The organism is Methylocystis sp. SB2, from assembly GCF_049817085.1.
In the GTDB taxonomy this organism is placed as follows: Bacteria; Pseudomonadota; Alphaproteobacteria; order Rhizobiales; family Beijerinckiaceae; genus Methylocystis; species Methylocystis rosea.
The window spans coordinates 2,123,519-2,142,399 of the sequence record NZ_CP187401.1 but is presented as its reverse complement, the minus strand read 5'-3'; the positions used below and the strand labels follow the sequence as shown (position 1 = coordinate 2,142,399).

At 63.2% G+C, this 18,881-nt stretch carries 15 protein-coding genes; 8 read left to right on the top strand and 7 right to left on the bottom strand.

What is annotated here, in order from left to right; all coding sequences use genetic code 11:
- The first annotated feature begins 283 nt into the window (after positions 1 to 283).
- The 3 genes from ACPS74_RS10480 (at position 284) to greA (ending at position 2,424) form a co-directional block, all read left to right on the top strand.
- A complete protein-coding gene (locus ACPS74_RS10480) occupies positions 284 to 1,285 on the top strand; it encodes an MDR family oxidoreductase (protein ID WP_029651814.1) in 1,002 nt (333 codons plus the stop codon).
- Between the two features lie 94 nt (positions 1,286 to 1,379).
- Positions 1,380 to 1,787: a DUF1348 family protein gene (locus ACPS74_RS10475; protein WP_239755376.1), complete on the top strand. Its 408-nt coding sequence runs from the start codon at positions 1,380 to 1,382 to the stop codon at positions 1,785 to 1,787.
- Positions 1,788 to 1,956: 169 nt separating this feature from the next.
- Complete coding sequence (gene greA / locus ACPS74_RS10470; RefSeq protein ID WP_029651816.1) at positions 1,957 to 2,424, top strand: transcription elongation factor GreA; 468 nt, start codon at positions 1,957 to 1,959, stop codon at positions 2,422 to 2,424.
- Positions 2,425 to 2,441: 17 nt separating this feature from the next.
- Here the strand turns inward: greA and ACPS74_RS10465 are convergent, their stop codons facing one another.
- Entirely contained in the window at positions 2,442 to 3,125 is a 684-nt protein-coding gene (locus ACPS74_RS10465) for a ParA family protein (protein WP_029651817.1), read from the bottom strand.
- Between the two features lie 242 nt (positions 3,126 to 3,367).
- Between ACPS74_RS10465 and ACPS74_RS10460 the strand changes: the two genes are divergently transcribed.
- The 5 genes from ACPS74_RS10460 to ACPS74_RS10440 all read left to right on the top strand — a co-directional run bounded on the left by ACPS74_RS10460 (position 3,368) and on the right by ACPS74_RS10440 (position 11,495).
- Positions 3,368 to 4,678, top strand: coding sequence for a replication-associated recombination protein A (locus tag ACPS74_RS10460; protein WP_029651818.1), 1,311 nt, complete (start codon positions 3,368 to 3,370; stop codon positions 4,676 to 4,678).
- Positions 4,679 to 4,894: 216 nt separating this feature from the next.
- Positions 4,895 to 6,094 (top strand): efflux RND transporter periplasmic adaptor subunit, encoded by a 1,200-nt coding sequence (locus tag ACPS74_RS10455; RefSeq protein ID WP_036242261.1) that lies wholly within the window; start codon positions 4,895 to 4,897, stop codon positions 6,092 to 6,094.
- 88 nt (positions 6,095 to 6,182) lie between these two features.
- Positions 6,183 to 9,398, top strand: a complete 3,216-nt coding sequence (locus ACPS74_RS10450; protein WP_029651820.1) for an efflux RND transporter permease subunit — start codon at positions 6,183 to 6,185, stop codon at positions 9,396 to 9,398.
- Positions 9,399 to 9,407: 9 nt separating this feature from the next.
- Positions 9,408 to 10,808, top strand: a complete 1,401-nt coding sequence (locus tag ACPS74_RS10445) for a TolC family outer membrane protein (RefSeq protein ID WP_036242257.1) — start codon at positions 9,408 to 9,410, stop codon at positions 10,806 to 10,808.
- A 207-nt stretch (positions 10,809 to 11,015) separates the two neighbouring features.
- On the top strand, positions 11,016 to 11,495 hold the full coding sequence (locus ACPS74_RS10440; protein WP_029651822.1) for a hypothetical protein: 480 nt from the start codon (positions 11,016 to 11,018) through the stop codon (positions 11,493 to 11,495).
- A gap of 64 nt (positions 11,496 to 11,559) precedes the next feature.
- Here the strand turns inward: ACPS74_RS10440 and ACPS74_RS10435 are convergent, their stop codons facing one another.
- From ACPS74_RS10435 to ACPS74_RS10410, 6 genes are all read right to left on the bottom strand, one after another.
- Positions 11,560 to 11,799, bottom strand: a complete 240-nt coding sequence (locus ACPS74_RS10435; RefSeq protein ID WP_029648648.1) for a hypothetical protein — start codon at positions 11,797 to 11,799, stop codon at positions 11,560 to 11,562.
- 329 nt (positions 11,800 to 12,128) lie between these two features.
- On the bottom strand, positions 12,129 to 12,545 hold the full coding sequence (locus ACPS74_RS10430; protein WP_239753675.1) for a hypothetical protein: 417 nt from the start codon (positions 12,543 to 12,545) through the stop codon (positions 12,129 to 12,131).
- 17 nt (positions 12,546 to 12,562) lie between these two features.
- Positions 12,563 to 15,274: an aconitate hydratase AcnA gene (gene acnA, locus ACPS74_RS10425; RefSeq protein ID WP_029648646.1), complete on the bottom strand. Its 2,712-nt coding sequence runs from the start codon at positions 15,272 to 15,274 to the stop codon at positions 12,563 to 12,565.
- Positions 15,275 to 15,366: 92 nt separating this feature from the next.
- The gene (locus ACPS74_RS10420; RefSeq protein WP_029648645.1) at positions 15,367 to 16,803 is read right to left on the bottom strand and encodes an MDR family MFS transporter; all 1,437 of its coding nucleotides are present in this window, start codon (positions 16,801 to 16,803) and stop codon (positions 15,367 to 15,369) included.
- A gap of 70 nt (positions 16,804 to 16,873) precedes the next feature.
- Entirely contained in the window at positions 16,874 to 18,451 is a 1,578-nt protein-coding gene (locus tag ACPS74_RS10415) for a RecQ family ATP-dependent DNA helicase (protein WP_029648644.1), read from the bottom strand.
- Positions 18,448 to 18,744: a hypothetical protein gene (locus ACPS74_RS10410; RefSeq protein WP_029648643.1), complete on the bottom strand. Its 297-nt coding sequence runs from the start codon at positions 18,742 to 18,744 to the stop codon at positions 18,448 to 18,450. The genes ACPS74_RS10415 and ACPS74_RS10410 overlap by 4 nt, the downstream gene beginning before the upstream one ends.
- Positions 18,745 to 18,881: the final 137 nt, after the last annotated feature.

Genomic DNA, 18,881 nt, shown 5'->3' with positions numbered 1-18,881 from the left:
TGCTCACCACTTCCTGTTGAGACGGACGCCGCCCCCGCCGCCCTTGGTCAATGCTTTGTTGCATAGAACCGTCGCCCTGCCGTTACTTGTTGACTGACTAACAGAATAGTGCGACTGCATCAAGTAATATTATGCACTATTGGCGCTGCCCAATTCTGCATAGTTGAACAATCAGAATTTCGGACTTTATCGCCGAGACCGCCTCATGTTTTCTTTTTTTTTGTCTTCTTTTCTCCGCTAAAAAGCGCTGGTTGGTCGCAGCCAACGGCGGAGGCGCAGCCACATGACTGACTTCAGGGCCATTCGCATCGACAAAGACGATCACGGCCAACACGCCGATTACGTCGTCATGCGTGAGTGCGATCTGATGGAGGGCGATGTCGATGTTGACGTCGCTTTCTCGGCGATCAACTACAAGGACGGTCTCGCGGTCACCGGCAAGGGACCGGTGGTGCGTCGCTTCCCAATGATCCCCGGCGTCGATCTCGCTGGCCGCGTCACGCGCTCCGCGCATCCGGATTTTGCATCAGGCGACATTGTCGTTGCGACGGCGTGCGGCCTGGGCGAAGCGCATTATGGAGGCTTTGCGGAAAAGGCGCGGCTATCGGGCGATTGGCTCGCGAAACTGCCGCCGCCGCTAACGCCGGCGCGCGCCATGGCGGTTGGCACCGCGGGCTTGACCGCTCTGTTCTGCGTGCTTGCGCTCGAGCGCCATGGCGCCCGGCCCGAGGACGGGCTCGCGGTGGTGACCGGCGCGACGGGAGGCGTCGGCTCTTTCGCCGTCGCATTGCTCGCCAAGGCTGGCTGGCGCGTCGCCGCCGTCACCGGACAGGCGAGGCAAGACGCCTATCTCAGAAGCCTCGGCGCATCCGAGATCATCGGCCGCGACGAATTTTCCGCTCTCGGAAAGCCGCTGCAAAAGCAGCGCTTCGCCGTCGGCGTCGACACGGTCGGCGGCGTCACTCTCGCCAATCTTCTTGCCCAGACTCGCTTCGATGGGGCCGTCGCCGCCTGCGGCAATGTCGGCGGCATGGAGCTTCCGGCGAATGTCGCGCCTTTCATTCTGCGCGGCGTCTCGCTGCTCGGCGTCGAAAGCGTGCGCCCGCGCATCGGCTTGCGGCGGGCGGCGTGGACGCGAATCGCGCAGGATCTCGATCCCTCCACAATCGACGCGATGAGCGAGATCATCCCCTTCGATGCGGCGCTGGATCGGGCCCGCTCGATCGTTGGAGGAACGATTCGCGGACGCGTCGTCATCGACATGGGCCGGCATCTTCCGCTCTAAGGTGGTAAGATCGTCGTTCACACGACGAGGAGCTCCCGTGTCGCGACCGCCCCTGCCGCCCTTCACGCTCGAAACCGCCACGCAGAAAGTGCGCATGGCTGAGGACGCCTGGAACACGCGAGACCCCGAACGCGTGTCGCTCGCCTATACGGTCGACAGCCGCTGGCGAAATCGCGCGGAATTTCTTGTCGGCCGCGATGAAATCGTCGCCTTTCTCACCCGCAAATGGCGCCGCGAGTTGGACTATCGGTTGATCAAGGAGATCTGGGCGTTTCGGGATAACCGAATCGCCGTGCGTTTCGCCTATGAATTTCATGACGACTCGGGCAGTTGGTATCGCGCTTACGGCAACGAGAATTGGGAGTTCGACGAGAACGGGCTGATGCGGCTGAGGATCGCCAGCATCAACGACCTGCCGATCAGCGAGAGCGAGCGGAAGTATCGCTGGCCGGCAGGCCCGCGTCCGCCCGATCATCCCGGCCTTTCCGATCTCGGTCTTTGAGCCGCCAAGCTAAGCCTTCGGAAGCGCGCGCGAATCGTCGCATTGCGACGTCAATTTCTCGACAAGCGCGCCCGTCTCGGCTCTAATACCCGCGACGGCCCGCTTGGGCCGATTATTTTTGTTAAGGACGCTCGCCGCATCGGCGCGGCGAACGAAAGGTCAAAAGCGCATGAGTTCGGCTTTTACGAAAGAACAGGACGACGACAATCCGCGCGAGGACCTGCCTGACCGGCCGGTCAGTCCGCACCGCAATCTGGTCACGCCCGAGGGCCTCGAACAGATTGAAGCCGAGCTTACGCGCCTGCAGAAGGAAATCGAACGCGCGACGGCGAGCGAAGACAATCACGCGCTCGCGCTGGCTCAACGCGATCTGCGCTATTGGTCGGCGCGTCGCGCCAGCGCCGAAGTCATCCGGGCGATCGCCGATCATTCGCATGTGCGGTTCGGCCATCGCGTCGTCGTCGAACTCGAGGACGGCGAACGCCGCAGCTTCCGGCTCGTCGGCGAAGACGAAGCCGATCCGACCAAGGGGCTCATTCCCTATGTCGCGCCGCTCGCAAAGGCGCTGATGGGCAAGTCCGTCGGCGACAAGGCGGAGGTCATCCACCACAGCGCGCGAATCGTCGAGATCGGGTAGCGCAAGCCCCGCAGCGATCAGGCGGCCTTTCTGGCCGCCTTCCCTCCCCTCGGGGCTGGCGTCTTTGCGGCGTTCGCCGGCTTTTTCAATCTGCGCTTGATCGAGGCCCAGAGCTCCCGCATCTCCTCGGCCGCGACGCCGTCGGGGTTATATTCGCCGACCCCTCGCCCGAGCCTCGCCGCTTCCTGATAATCGACGCGCGATGAAACGAGCGGCGCGAGAAGGCCCCCCATCTCCTGCAGCGCCTTGGCCCCGAGTTCGACGCGCGCGCTCTGTTGCGCGGGCGGACATTGGTTGAGCAGAAAGGCGTAATCCTTGCCTTTCTCCTTCACGCGCATGCGGGTTGCTTCCGACGCCCACAGATCGAAGGCGTTGGGGCGCGCCGGAATGACGCAAAGATCCGCGGCGCGCACGGCCGCCGAAAGATAGTCGCCCTCCTGGCCCGGCGCATCGATAATGGCGAGCGTCACGCCCTTTGCCGCAAGCGCGGCAAGCGCCTTGCTCAGCTTCGCCGGCGGCACGTGTTCGACCGGGATGTCGGCGGCGCCGCGCGCACGCGACCATTTGACCAGTGTTTGCAGCGGGTCGAGATCAATGATGAATACGCGTTCCCCAGCCTGGCGCGCGGCGACGGCGACGCTGCTGGCGAGCGTGCTCTTGCCGGCGCCGCCCTTCTGGGTGACGAAAGCGATTTTGCGCATGTGCGACGGTCCAGTTTTTGGTTGATATCGACGCTGTGCACGCGAAGCTTAACGAATGAGATCCCGGCCCCGAATTCATTCACTGAATCGTAATACTTGCGGCAAGGTTAATCGAGGGTTAACGGCTCCGCTTCAGTAGTCACACGACGGCGCACGATCCGCCGCGTTTGCGACGCGCGCCCTTTTCTTCGGCTCCAGAGATTCTCTCAAGCGTGCCCGCCCCGCTATGTTAATCAGTGACCATGTCCGACCTGTTCCAAGCCGCGAAGCTCGAAGAAGACGCGCCGCGTCCGCTCGCGGACAGATTGCGGCCGACGCGTCTCGATGAGGTGGCGGGACAGGATCATCTGCTTGGACCCGAGGGCGCGCTGACGCGGCTCATCCGCGCCGGCGCGCTCGGTTCGCTCATCTTCTGGGGGCCGCCCGGCACCGGCAAAACCACGGTCGCGCGGCTTCTCGCGCATGAAACCAAGCTCGCTTTTGTTCAGATTTCGGCGATCTTTTCCGGCGTCGCCGATTTGAAGAAGACGTTCGAGGCGGCGCGCGCCAGACGCGCGGCCGGCCAGGGGACCTTGCTCTTCGTCGACGAGATTCACCGCTTCAATCGCGCGCAACAGGATTCCTTCCTGCCGGTGATGGAGGACGGCACGATCACGCTCATCGGCGCAACGACCGAAAACCCTTCCTTTGAGCTCAATGCCGCGCTGCTCTCGCGCGCCCGCGTGATGACCTTCAAGGCGCTCGACGAAGCGGCGATCGAACAGCTGCTCAAACGCGCCGAAAACGCCGAAGCCAAACCATTGCCGCTCGAACCCGACGCGCGCGAAGCGCTTGTCGGCATGGCCGACGGCGATGGCCGCGCGGCCTTGACGCTCGCCGAGGAAATCTGGCGCGCCGCGAAGCCCGGCGAGATCTTCGATCGGACGGGGCTCGTCGACATCGTGCAGCGCCGCGCGCCGATCTACGACAAGGCGCAGGAAGGCCACTACAATCTCATCAGCGCATTGCATAAATGCGTCCGCGGCTCAGACCCCGACGCCGCGCTCTACTATCTCGCGCGCATGCTCGCCGCCGGAGAAGATCCGCTGTTTCTCGCACGCCGCATCGTGCGCATGGCGGTCGAAGACATCGGCTTGGCCGATCCGCAAGCGCTCGTCGTCGCCAACGCCGCCAAGGACGCCTATGATTTCCTCGGCAGCCCCGAGGGCGAACTCGCGCTGGCGCAGGCGGTGATCTATGTGGCGACCGCGCCCAAATCCAACGCCGCCTATGTCGCCTTTAAGCGCGCGCAGCGCGTGGCGGAGGAGAAGGGCTCACTGATGCCGCCGAAAGTCATCCTCAACGCGCCAACGAAAATGATGCGCGAAGAGGGCTATGGCGCGAACTACGAATATGATCATGACTCGCCCGAGGCCTTCTCGGGCCAGAACTACTGGCCCGACTCGCTCTCGCGGCAGAAGTTCTACAAACCGGTCGAGCGCGGATTCGAGCGCGAGATCGCCAAACGCATCGACTATTGGGATCGACTGCGCAAAGAGCGCGGCGATTCATAATGTGGTCGTGTCCGGGCTTTTCTTTTTAAGAACTGCGGCATGTGCGAAAGAGCCGCGAACCGCCGCATGGACCGGGTCAGTCAACTCCTTTAAAGAAAGATGAATCAACGCCGGACGCGCGATATCCCCCCACCTGCGCCGCGGCGGCCAATGGCTCGAGCGGCGCGCCAATGCTACGCCCTTCAGACCGCTCGTGACGGAGCTGACTTCGCGATCATGACCCGTAATAGGTCCATTCTGGTTCTTGCCGTTCTCGCGAGCCTGGCGATTGGCGCCGCCCTGCCGTCGCTCTTCGGCGCCATGCGCAGCCGCGTCGCGCCTGACCGCCAAAGCGAAGCGACCCAGCCCGAGTCCGCCGACGGCGAAGTCCGGCTTTCCGCCGCTCAGATCGAAGCCTCCAAGATCGCGACGGCGACGATCGGCCCTGGCGTCGTTACGCGCCGGATCACGGCGCCTGCCGCCATCAAACCCGATCCGGACAAAGTCGCGCGCGTCGCCGCCAAGGTCGCCGGCGTCGTCGAGGAGATGCGCAAGCGGCTGGGTGACCAGGTCGCACGCGGCGAAACCATCGCGATTATCGACTCGCGCGAAGTAGCGGAGGCGAAGAGCGAATACCTCGCGGCGCTGGCGAATTTCGATCTTCAGAACGTGCTCTTTCAGCGCGAAAAAGGTCTGTTTGAAAAGAAAATCACCGCCGAACAACTGTTCCTGAAAGCCAAAGCGGTGTTCATGGAAGCCAAAGTGAAACTCGATCTTGCGCGCCAGAAACTCGCCGCGCTGGACATGAGCGAGCAGGAGATCGGCGCCCTGCCCTCTCAGCCCATCGCCGATCTTCGCCGCAAGGAGATCCGCGCGCCGATCTCCGGGCGCGTCATCGAGCGTCTGGTCAGCGTCGGACAGCCGGTCGGCGGCGAGGGTCAGGCCAAGGAGCTCTACGTCATCTCCGATCTCTCTGTCGTAGAGGCCGAACTCGCCGTGCCCGCCGCCGATCTCGCCCTGTTGCGGGAAGGCCAGGAGGTCCGGATTTCGAACGCCGAAGGACGCGCCTTCGAGGGCAAGATCACCTACGTCAACGCAATGATCACCCGGGAGACGCGGTCGGGCCAGATTCTTGTGCGCTTTCCCAATCCGGATTTCTCGCTGCGTCCGGGCAGCCTCGTGGAGGCGGAAATCTCCCTCAAAGAGGCGCGGGTCAAACTCAAAATTCCGCGCTCGGCGGTGATGATCATCGACGGCAAGCCCAACGTCTTCGTTCGGACGCCAGAGGGCTTCACCAAGCGCGACGTCGAACTTGGCCGGGGAGACGATGACTCGGTTGAAGTCGTCTCCGGATTGCAGCAGGGAGAGCAGATCGCCGTCTCCAATGTCTTTCTGCTGAAGGCGGAACTCGGCAAGCAGAACATTCCGGAGGAATGATGCGAGTCGGCGGCTTTCCTTCCTCGACGTCATGGACGACGCTTCGACTCCGCCCCCAAACTGTCGCCTTGAGTGCTAGCGGCCGCCGATGATCAAGAATCTCATCGCTATCTCGGTCCGAAGCCGGTGGCTCGTGGTGTTGTTGACGGCGCTCGTCGTCCCGCTTGGCGTCTGGTCGCTGATGCGATTGCCGATCGACGCGGTGCCGGACATCACGAACAATCAGGTGCAGATCAACGCTTTCGCGCCGGCGCTCTCCGCCTTCGAGATCGAGAAACAGGTCACCTATCCAGTCGAGAACGCCATCGCGGGAATTCCGGGGCTCGAATATACCCGCTCGCTTTCGCGCAACGGCTTCGCGCAGGTCACCGCCGTCTTCGCCGACAGCGTCGACATCTATTTCGCGCGTCAGCAGGTCGGCGAACGCCTGACGCTCGCCAAGGAGATTTTTCCGCCTGGCGTCGAATCGCATATGGGCCCGGTCGCCACGGGACTTTCGGAAATCTACATGTGGTCGGTCGACTACGCGCCGCGCGGCGACGAGAAGCCGGCGGCTGATGGGAAGCCTGGCTGGCAGCGCAACGGCGACTATCTCACGCCGGAAGGGCAGAGGCTGCGCAATTTGCTCGAACGCACCGCCTATTTGCGCACCGTGCAGGATTGGATCATCAAGCCGCAGCTGCGCACCGTGCCCGGAGTCGCCGGCGTCGACTCGCTTGGCGGCTACGTCAAGGAATATCACGTTCAGCCGGACCCGGCGAAGATCTTCGCTCTCGGACTGTCCTTCACCGATCTCGCCGGCATTATCGAACGCAACAATATCAGCCGCGGCGCGGGCTATGTCGAACGCAACGGCGAGGGTCTCGTCGTGCGCAGCGCGGGACGGCTCGAGTCGATGGATGACATCGCCAAGGTCGTCGTATCGACGCGCGGCGGCACGCCGGTGCGACTCGAAGACATCGCGGAGGTCGGCGTCGGACGCGAGCTGCGCATGGGCAGCGCCAGCATGAATGGCGAAGAGGTGGTCATCGGCACGGCGCTGATGCTGATTGGCGCCAACAGTCGCGAAGTCTCGAGCGCGGTCAATGCGAAGATGGACGAGATTCGCCGGCTGCTGCCGCCCGGCGTTGAAGTGCGCACGATCTTGAACCGCACCTTGCTCGTCAACGCCACGATCACCACCGTCGCCAAGAATCTTCTCGAGGGCGCGGCGCTCGTCATCCTCGTGCTCTTCGTCATGCTCGGCAATTTCCGCGCGGCGCTCGTGACGGCGATGGTCATACCGCTGACGATGCTGCTGCTGGGCGTCGGCATGCATGTCGGAAAGATCAGCGCCAATCTGATGAGTCTCGGCGCGCTTGATTTCGGACTGATCGCCGACGGCGCGATCATCGTCACCGAGAATTGCTTGCGTCGCTTGACGCAGCGTCAGAACGCCCTGGGACGTACGCTCACGCTGGAGGAACGGCTGACGACCGTCATCGATTCGGCGGTCGAGATGCGGCGGCCGACGGTCTACGGCCAGGCGATCATCATTCTCGTCTATGTGCCGATTCTGACGTTTTCCGGAGTGGAAGGGAAGATGTTCCATCCGATGGCGATGACCGTCATCATGGCGCTCGCTGCGGAATTCGTTCTGTCGCTAACATTCTTTCCAGCGATGATCGCCATCGGGCTTTCTGGCCACGTGCGCGAATCCGAAAACATCGTCGTCGAAGGGCTCAGGCGCGCCTATGAGCCGATGTTGAAATGGGCGATGGCCGCGCCTTTGAAGCCGATCGCGCTTGGCGCGGGCGCCTTCATTCTCGCGGCGGGTCTCTATCTGACGCTGGGCGAAGAGTTCGTTCCGACGCTCGACGAAAAAAACCTCGCCATGCAGGCGAATCGCATCCCGAGCGCGTCGCTGACGCAAGCGCAGGCGATGCAATTCGACATCGAACGCGCGCTGCGCAGCTTTCCAGAGGTCGACTACGTCTTCTCCAAAACCGGGACGGCCGAGATCGCAACCGATCCGATGCCGCCGAACCTGACCGATACTTTCATTATGTTGAAGCCGCGCGACAAATGGCCCGACGCAGGCCTCGCCAAGGCGGCGCTGATCGAAAAAATGGAGGCGCGGCTCGCGCAACTGCCGGGCAACGCCTATGAGTTCTCACAGCCCATTCAACTGCGCTTCAACGAATTGCTCGCCGGCGTGCGCGGCGACATCGCCGTAAAAGTGTTCGGCGAAAATTTCGACGTCTTGTTGAAGGCGGCCAATCAGATCGCCGGCGTTCTCAATACGGTCAAAGGCGCGAGCGATGTAAAGGTCGAACAGGTGGTCGGCCTCCCGATCCTCGACATCGCCGTCGACAAAGCCGCGATCGCGCGCCTTGGCCTCAGCGTCGCCGCGGTGCAGGACGTGATCGGCGCGGCGATCGGCGGACAAAGGGCTGGCGTGGTGTTCGAGGGCGATCGCCGCTTCCCCATCGTCGTTCGTCTGCAGGACAATTTGCGCGAGGACGCGCAGGCTTTGGAGTCGATTCCGGTCGCGCTTCCCTCGGCGGCGGGCAACACGCCGGTCGTGCTGCTGAAGCAGGTGGCGAAATTCTCCACCCTGGACGGCCAGAACCAGATTTCGCGTGAAAACGGCCATCGCCGCATCGTGGTCAGCGCCAATGTGCGCGGGCGCGACATTGCGTCGGTCGTTGCCGAGGCGCGCGCGAAGATCGAGAAAAAGGTGACGCTGCCGCCCGGCTATTGGATTGCCTGGGGCGGGCAGTTCGAGAATCTCGCGGCGGCCCGGGCGCGTTTGATGATCGTCGTGCCGGCCTGCTTCTTCTTGATCTTTCTGCTGCTCTACTCGGCGCTCGGCGCGACGCGCGACGCGCTGCTCGTGTTCACTGCGGTGCCGCTGGCGCTATCGGGCGGCGTCGCCGCGCTGTGGCTGCGCGGCATGCCCATGTCCGTCTCGGCCGCCGTCGGCTTCATCGCGCTTTCCGGCGTCGCTGTGCTCAACGGCCTCGTGATGCGCACTTACATTTCGCAGTTGATCGCCGGCGGCATGCCCGAACGCCAGGCGATCTTCAAAGGCGCGATGACGCGACTGCGCCCGGTGGTGATGACCGCCCTTGTCGCGTCGCTCGGCTTTCTGCCGATGGCGCTCGCGACGGGCACCGGCGCCGAAGTGCAAAAGCCGATCGCGACGGTCGTCATCGGCGGCCTGATCAGCGCCACGGCGCTAACTCTTGTGGTCCTGCCTGCCCTCTACGCGTTCTTCTGTCGTTCGCCAGAGTCGACGACCGTGCAGCAAAGCGGAGGTTGACCGGTGAGCATGCGCGGCGTCGCCTCGGTCCTGATCTGCTTCTTTCTGAGCGGCGGCGCGGCGCATGCGGAAACCTTGATGGGCGCGATGTGCCGCGCTTATAACGCCAACCCGCAGCTCAACGCCGGCAGAGCCGAACTGCGCGCCATCGACGAAAGAGTGCCGCAGGCGCAAGCCGGCATGAGACCGCGCATTTCGGGCGACGGCTATCTCGGCGTCCAGCGCAATCGGCTTGTCACGAAGCAGCGCGACGTCGATATCAACGACCCGACAGTCACCTCGGTGACGAAGAACATTCAAAACGGCGCCAGCATTCCCCGCTCCGCCCATCTAACGTTCGAGCAACCGATCTTCGACGGGTTCAAGGCGCAAAACGAAACGCGCGCCGCGGAATCGGGCGTCTTCGCTGGACGCGAGCGGCTGCGTTTGACTGAGCAGCGCATATTATTCGACGCCGTCAGCGCCTATATGAACGTCTTGCGCGACACGGCGGCGCTCAAACTTCAGGAAAGCAATGTCGCGGTCTTGAAAGAGCAGTTGCGCCAGACGCGGGAGCGCTATCAGTACGGTCAGATCACCTTGACGGATGTCGCGCAGGTCGAGGCGCGGCTCGCGGGCGGCAAGTCTCTCGCCAGCACAGCGCGCGCCACGCTCGACGCCAGCATTGGCGTCTATCGCAAGACGGTCGGCGTCGAGCCGACGAAGCTCGCGCCGGGCGCGCCGATCGACCGATTGCTACCGAAGTCGCGCGAAGAAGCGGAACGCATCGCGCAAAGCGAACATCCGTTCATTCTTGCAGCGCTTCACGATGCCGACGTCGCCGATCTCGACATCAAGGCGCTCGAAGCCGACTTCATGCCCAAACTGTCGATTACCGGCGACGTTTTTACGCAGACCGACATCGCCGGCATCGGGAACCGTAACGTCGGCGCAAAAGTCCTCGGACATCTCAACGTGCCGATTTACGAGGGCGGCCTGACGTCCTCCCGCGTGCGGCAGGCGAAAGAAACCGCCGGCCAGCGCCGGTTCGACGCCGACGTCGCGCGCGCCGAGGTTCTCTCGCTGGTGCGCGCCTATTGGGGGGCGTTGCAGGCGGCGAAAACTCAGATTTCAGCAGCGCAAACGCAGATCGCCGCGGCCGAGCGGGCGCTTTACGGCATAAGAGAAGAAGCCAAGGCCGGTCAGCGGACGACGCTCGAAATTCTTATCGCGCAGCAAGAGTTGCTCTACGCTCGCATCGCGCTCGTCTTCGCTCAGCGCGACCGCGTCGTCGCCTCCTATGCCATGCTCTCTTCGCTCGGTCGGCTTTCTTCGGGCTGGCTCGGTCTTACGCCCGGCGGTTACGATCCTGCCATCCACTTCGATCAGGTTAAGGATCTCTGGGGCGATCCGACGACGCCCGACCGTTAGAGCAGGTTTTGAGAAAGTTGACGGGTTTTTTCGATAAGAAGCGGCCCACCATTTTGATTTTGAGCGATTCCTTATCGACCACATGATTCATGTGATCGGGACGCGCTCGAGGACTTAAGACGCGCCACGAATGCTGCGATAAGATGCTAGAGCTTAAAAAAGACGCGCCGCCGGGCGGCGAAATCAAAGGCTGAGGGAGAGGACATCATGCGAGGCGCTTTCATCACGTTCGCCGTTGCGATGCTGCTGGCGTTGCTACCGGCGATCCCGGCCAATGCTTTTTGCATGTTCGGCTGCAATCCAACTGAAGCGCATGCGCGGCAGATTTTCGAGAACTTGCTGAAGCAGCGCGCCGACAAGCCGTTCAAGATCGTCGAGTTCAAACAGACGATGGCCGAGCGCCTTGAGATGCACGCCACCGGAGAAAAGGGTTACGAGATCTTCTTCAATGCGCGGGTCGAGTTTCCGGAAGGCGCAAATCTCGAATGCAAGCCGGACGAGGCTGGTAAATTTCCCGAAGGCTGTTCGCCGAGCACTCATTATGTGACGGCGCCGCGCAGTTCCGATCCCCCGGGCAAGCAATATATCGCGCCCGGTTCAACGGTTTTGTTCGATGAGGAATATCGCTTTTATGAAGCGGGCAGCGGCTGGAAAGGCCCGGACGGCAAGGTCTATACGGTTGACTGATAAAAAAACGGGCGCGCATTGAATGCGCGCCCCGTCTCAACCGACCTCGCTCGCGAGGCTCGGCTTATTGCTCTTTGGTGTTCTGCGGGCAACCGCAGGCGGCGTCACAGGCCTTCTTATTGGCGCGGACTTCGCTCTGGTTGGCGCCGTAATTCATCTTACGAGCCAGGTATTCGTCGTCGCACTTTTCAGCGCATTTGGCCTGCTTGTCTTCGTCCGCATTGTGGACGTCGCAATCCGCGAATGCCGGGCTGATCATGCCGGCGACAAGGAGAGCCGCCGTCATAATGGCGTATTTATTCATTTGGTCGTTTCCTTCACTTGCCCGTTGGGCGTCTAGACTGCGCTTGCGCTCGACCCCTCCCGCCATGGAACAGCAACGGCGTCACATAACGCAATAAGCGGCCGGACGATGTCGTAAGTGGCCGCTCATGTCAATTGCGCGTCACTGGCGCCATGTCTCAAGCCGCTTCGTCGGTCTTCGGCGCGGTTCGCTAAAAGCCTACTGTTTCCATGTCCTTGATGAACACGAAGCCGCGGCGTGACGGCTGTCTGACGTTTGATTGGCGCAACGCGAAAAGGGCGCGCGATCGCTCGCGCGCCCTTATGTCGCTGTTCGAACCAATGAGACTATTAAAGGCCCTTCGAGTTCTGCGGGCAGCCGCACTTGTCGTCGCACGCTTTCTTGGCGGACTTGATCTTGCTCATGTCCGCCGTCCAGCCCTGCTGGTCCTTAAGATAGGCGTCCTCGCACTTGCTGGCGCAAACGGCCTGATCGTCTTCGGCGTGCGTGTCGCAGCTGATGCGCGTCGCCTGGCTCGGTGCGCGCAAACCGACACCGGCGTCGAAGGCGAACGACGGCGCGGTCATCGCCAGGAACAGGGCGGCGGCGGCCGTAAGGGCGTATTTATTCATATGCTGATTTTCCTCTTCTTCGCGTCGTGAGCTTTTTTGTTTTTGTAGAGCGCTGCGTTGAAGACATTGCAACCGCAACGGCTCGAAACCAACGCAAAGCACAGCAACGCTGTCGGAGGACTTCGACTGAGTCAATGGTTTTTTGTCGAGATCTAAGGGGCGAGTTGTCGCAACACATAGGCAAGGATGCCGCCATTTTTGAAATATTCTAGCTCGTCGAGCGTATCGATGCGCGCGAGCAGCGGCACAGTCTTGGTGGACCCATCCGGGAATGAGATCGAGGCGACCAGAGTCTTGCGTGGCGCAAGCCCCTCGCACAGGCCGTGGATCGTGACGGTTTCATCGCCCTTGAGTCCGAGCGTGTCCCAACCTGTCCCCTCCGCAAAGGTGAGCGGCACGACGCCCATGCCGACGAGATTGGAACGGTGGATGCGCTCGAAACTTTTGGCGATCACGGCGCGAACCCCAAGCAGCATGGCGCCCTTCGCCGCCCAGTCGCGCGACGAGCCGTTGCCATATTCGGCGCCGGCCATGACGACCAGCGGCGCGCCCTCCTCTCGGTAGCGCATGGCGGCGTCATAGATCGACATGATGTCGCCGCCCGGGTAGTGCTTGGTCAATCCGCCTTCCGGCGTGAGGCCTTTCGCATCCCGCATGATGTGATTCTTGATGCGGATGTTGGCGAAGGTGCCGCGCATCATCACTTCATGATTGCCGCGACGCGTGCCGTATTGATTGAAGTCGGCAGGCGCGACGCCATGCTCCATCAGCCATTGGCCGGCGGGCGAAGCCGCTTTGATCGAGCCGGCGGGCGAGATGTGATCGGTGGTGATCTTGTCGGCAAAGAGCGCAAGGATGCGTGCGCCGACGATATCTTCAACAGGCTTGGGCTCGCGCTGCAGACCAACGAAATAAGGCGGGTCGCGCACATAGGTGGACTGGTCGTCCCACGCGTAGGTCTCGCTGCTGGGCGCTTCGACCGCGCGCCAGTGCGCGTCGCCCGAAAAGACGTTTGCGTAGGTCTCGCGAAACAGATTGCGCGTCACCTGATCGCGGACGAAGGTCGCGATTTCCGCATTCGGCGGCCAAATGTCGCGCAGATAAACCGGCGCCCCGGCGCTGTCATGTCCGAGAGGCTCTTTGGTCAGATCGATCGCCATCGTGCCTGCGAGCGCATAGGCGACGACGAGCGGCGGCGAGGCGAGGTAATTCGCCTGCACGTCGGGATTGACCCGGCCTTCGAAATTGCGGTTTCCCGACAGGACCGAGGCCGCAACGAGGTCATGTTCAGTGATGGTCTTGGAGATCGCCGGCGGCAGCGGCCCGGAGTTGCCGATGCAGGTCGTGCAGCCAAATCCCACAAGATTGAAGCCGAGATCGTCGAGATATTTCTGCAGTCCGGACTTGGCGAGATATTGCGCGACGACCTGACTGCCCGGGGCGAGCGAGGTTTTCACCCAGGGTTTCGCCTTCAGTCCGCGCGCGACGGCGTTGCGCGCCAGCAATCCCGCGCCGATAAGCACGCTGGGGTTGGAGGTGTTGGTGCAGGAGGTGATGGCGGCGATGACGACGTCGCCATGGCCGAGATCGAAACTTTCGCCCTCGACGCCATAGCGCTGCCCGAGTCCGTCTTCCTTCTTATATTCGCTCGCGAGCGCGCCGAGAAACGCCGAGCCGACTTCGGAAAGCGCCGCGCGGCTCTCGGGACGCTTTGGGCCGGCGAGCGACGGCGTCACCTCCGCAAGATCGAGGCTCAGCGTATCGGTGAATTCGGGATCGGGCGCGCCGGACTCGCGCAGCATCCCTTGCGCCTGGGCATAAGCTTCGATCAGCGCGATGCGGTCGTCGGCGCGCCCCGACATGCGCAGATAGGAAAGCGTCTCCTGATCGATGGGGAAGAAGCCGCAGGTCGCGCCATATTCCGGCGCCATATTGGCGATGGTCGCGCGATCGGCGAGGCTGAGATGATCAAGCCCTTCGCCAAAGAACTCCACGAATTTTCCGACCACGCCCTTTTTGCGCAGCATTTGCGTGACGGTCAGGACGACGTCCGTCGCCGTCACGCCTTCCTTCGGCGCGCCGGTGAGCTTGAAGCCGATCACTTCCGGAGCGAGCATCGACAAAGGTTGGCCAAGCATCGCGGCCTCGGCCTCGATGCCGCCGACGCCCCAGCCAAGAACGGCGAGACCATTGATCATGGTCGTATGCGAATCGGTGCCGACCAGCGTGTCGGGATAGGCGAGTTCGACCGTCTTGCCGTCGATGCGCTCGGTGCGCGTCCAGACGGTCTGCCCGAGATATTCGAGATTGACCTGGTGGCAAATGCCGGTGCCGGGAGGCACGACGCGGAAATTGTCGAACGCCGACTGGCCCCATTTCAAAAATCGGTAGCGCTCGCCATTGCGCTCATATTCGAGTTCGACGTTGCGGGCGAAGGCCTGCGGCGTGCCGAAACTGTCGACGATCACCGAATGGTCGATGACGAGATCGACGGGCACGAGCGGGTTGATCTTTTGCGCGGTCCCGCCGAGCGCGACGACGGCGTCGCGCATCGCCGCAAGATCGACGACCGCCGGCACGCCGGTAAAGTCCTGCATCAGCACGCGCGCCGGCCGAAAGGCGATTTCGCGCTCCGTCTTGCCTTTCTCCTCGAGCCATTTCGCGAAGGTTTCGATCGACTCCCTGGTGACCGAACGGCCGTCCTCGTTGCGCAGCAAATTTTCGAGAACGACCTTGAGCGAATAGGGCAGGCGGGAGACGTCTCGAAGCCCGTTTTGCTCCGCCGCCCTCAAAGAGAAATATTGATAAGACCGATTCCCGACGACGAGCGTCTGGCAGGCGTTGAAACTATTGAGAGAGGCCATGGAAGGGTCCTTGCGGCGCGGGAAGGCGGAATCTTTCTAGAAAATTCCATGCCATGGGGGCAAATAGAAAAGACGGGAGCAAAATCGACCCGTCAGCTGCGCCGCTCGCCGCGCAGCGGCCGCTCCTCCATACGCGCGAGGAAAAGCAGGGACAGGCCCACGCAAACGGCAAGCGCCAGAAAAACGAGGCGAAAGCTCGAAAACAAAGCGGCGCCGTCGACGTCCGTCTTCATCTCCTCAAGCAATTGCGCGCGGCCGCCGCCAATCGCCAGGGCGGCGAAAAGCGCGACGGCCGCCCCGGCCGCGAGCTGCCGAAAGAATTGCATCGAGGCCGTCGCCGTCCCCAAATCGCGCGAATCGACCGCGTTCTGCACCGAAACGGTGGCGACAGGCAGCATCGCGCCGATCCCGAAGGTCGTGACGGTGAGCAGGGCGTTGAGCAAAAGCAGCGAGCGGCCCGAGCCCATCATCGCGGCCGCGCCCAGCGCGGCGAGAGCGCCGGCGCCCAGTCCAAGGAGCGGAGCCGTCTTGTAATGCGTCAAACGCCCCATCAATCGTCCGGAGACTGTGGCGCCGGCGACGGTGCCGACCATCAAGGGGATAAGCGTCAGCCCCGATTCGCTCGCATTCATCCCGCCGCAGATTTCGTAATAGATCGGCATCACGACCGAAAGTCCGACGAAGCCGCCGAGCCCAAAAGAGCTCGACAGGATGGCGTCGCGAACGATCCGTAGCCGGAGAATGCGCAGCGGAATGAGCGGCTCCTCGGCGCGCGCCGTGCGCCAGGCGAAAAGTCCCCAGGCGAGGGCGGAGGCGGCAAGGAGGCCGACGATCGGCGCCGACCGCCACGGATAGCGCACGCCGCCCCAGCCGAGCGCCAGCACGAGAAGGCCGGAGCCCGCGATCAGCAACATGGCGCCCAGATAATCGACGCGATGCGGATGGCGCCGCTCCGGCAGCCGCTTTAGCCGCGAATTGACGATCAGGAGCGCCGCGACGCCCAGCGGCAGATTGATCCAGAAGATCAGCGACCAATGCCAATATTGCGCAAAAATGCCGCCGAGCGCCGGACCGGCGATGCTGGAGGTGATGAACACCGCGGCGAAATAGGATTGGTATCGGCCGCGCTCGCGCGGCGAAACGAGATCGGCGACGATCGTCTGCGCGAGCGAGATCAGGCCGCCGCCGCCAAGTCCCTGAATGACCCTCGCGCCGGCGAGCGCCGCCATGCTCGGGGCCAAGGCGCAAGCGACCGATCCGATCACGAAAGTGACGACGCCGATCAGAATGACGCGTCGCCGCCCGTAGACATCGGCGAATTTGCCGTAGAGCGGCGTCACCACCGTCGCCGCGATGAGATAGGCCGTCACGATCCAGGGCAGATCCTGAGGATCGCCGAGGTCCGCCGCGATGGTCGGCATGGCCGTGACCACGATCGTCTGGTCGAGGGCCGAGAGCAGCATGGCGAGGCCGAGCCCGAACATGACCTGTCGCAGTTCGGCGGCGTTTGGCGGCGGGTTAGCGGGCATGGGCTCGGGGGACAGCACGGAGAGCCATAACTACAGTGTTGCGGCGCCGAACGAAACCCTCACGCCGGCTTTAGAGGGCTTCGCGGATCACCCGCAGCAGCGCCGCCGGCTCTTCGAGCCCGCGCAGCAGCGGGTCGTGGGCGCTTTGCGGCCTTTCGCGCGCCAGGGTGCGCAGCGCCTGTTCGGAGGCCACAGTTCGCGGCGCCAAGCCGCGCCGTTTGGCGATGGCGAGCCGCTCGGCCTCAAGCGCGCGCAGAAGGCGCTCCTCGGCCACGGTCAGCGGCGGTTCTTCCTGCCGCTTCGGCGCGTCGATCGGCGCTGGCGTGAGCTCAGGCAGATCGGCGTCGTCTTCCGAAATGTCGGCGCGCGCGGCGAAGCCGCTGGCGAGCGCGGCGCGCCAACCGAGCGCAAGGGACGATAGTCGCCGGGGCCACGCCAGCGGTCCGCCGCGGCAATGATCGCATCGGCCGCAGGGCCCGCTCTCTTCGCCGAATTCCGCGAGGAGGCGCTGAAAGCGGCAGCTCGGCGTGGCGGCAAGCCGCGCCATCGCCTGGCGTCTGGCGTAGTCGCCGGCGGCCGCGTCATTGTCTTGCGCCGCATCCGGAACGCGCCAGCGCAGCGCCAGCTCCGCGGGCGAGAACAGCGTCAGCGCGCGGGCCGGGGCGCCATCGCGGCCGGCGCGGCCGATCTCCTGATAATAGCCTTCGACCGAGGTCGGCAGATCGGCGTGAACGATAAAGCGCACGTCCGGCTTATCGACGCCCATGCCGAAGGCGATAGTCGCCACCATCACCGCGCCCTTGCGGGTAAAGAAAGCGTCCTGGCTCTCCGCGCGCGTGTGGGCGTCGAGCCCGGCGTGATAGGGCAGCGCATCGAAGCCGAGCCGCGAGAGCTCGCGGGCGAGCGCGTCGGTCTTGTTGCGCGAGTTGCAATAAATGATGCCGCTTTCCTTGCCGGCGTCGCGGCCTTTGCGCGCGAAATCGACGATCTGCCGCAGGCCGGCGCGCTTCTGCGCGAAATCGAGGGAGAGATTCGGCCGCGCGAAGGAGCGCTGGAAAATCTGCGGGGGCCGCGCAAACAGCGTGCGGGCGATGTCGTCGCGGGTGCGCGGACCGGCCGTCGCGGTGACGGCGAGCATCGGCGGCGCGCCGAGCTTTCGCGCAATCTCGCCGAGCGCGCGATAGTCGGGGCGAAACTCATGGCCCCAATGCGAGACGCAATGCGCCTCATCGACCGCGAAGAGTTTTATGCGAATGCTGCGCAATAAATTCTGCGTTCCGTCCTGGGCAAGACGTTCGGGGGCGGCGTAAAGCAGCTTCGCCCGACCCGACGCGACGGCGTCGATGGCGGCCGCCGCTTCGTCGTCCTCCTGCATGGAGTGGAGCGCGACGGCGCCAATCCCAGTGTCGGCGAGGGTTCGAAGCTGGTCGCGCATCAGCGCGATCAGCGGCGAACAGACGAGAACGAGCCCGCCGCCCGGAGCGGCGGCCGGCAGCTGATAGAGGAGCGATTTGCCGGAGCCCGTCGGCATGATGGCGATGACGTCGCGCCCAGCGAGCACGCTCTCGACGACCTCCGTCTGCCCCGGCAGAAAGTCCGAAAAGCCGAAAATGCTGCGCAGCAATTCTTGCGCGGACAGCTCCGTCATGGCGTCGCTTGCGACAGCAGCGCTTCGGCGATTTCGCGCCATTCGTCTTCGAGCGGGCCCTCATGCGGTTCTCGGACCGCACGCCGATACCAGTAGCCGGCGTTCGAAAGATCGCCTTCCTTGCGATGCAAATAGGCGTGGACCCACATGCTCTGCGGATCGGCTTTGTCGTCGACGCATTTATGCGCGGCGTTCCAATCGCCCTTCGCGTCGAACCACAGCGCCCGCTGGGGAGGGGAAAGAGCCGGAGGCTCGGATACGGACAGCGATTCAAGAAAAGCGTCGAGGGTCATGGGCTGCTCTCAAATCATAAGAAGAGCATCATGGAGGCGCGAAGTAGCGTAACAGCTCTTTCTGCATTTCGCCGCGCCAACCATAATCAATTGAGCGAATGACTATGCTCGGTAGTTAGCGGAAATACCTCCCCCTT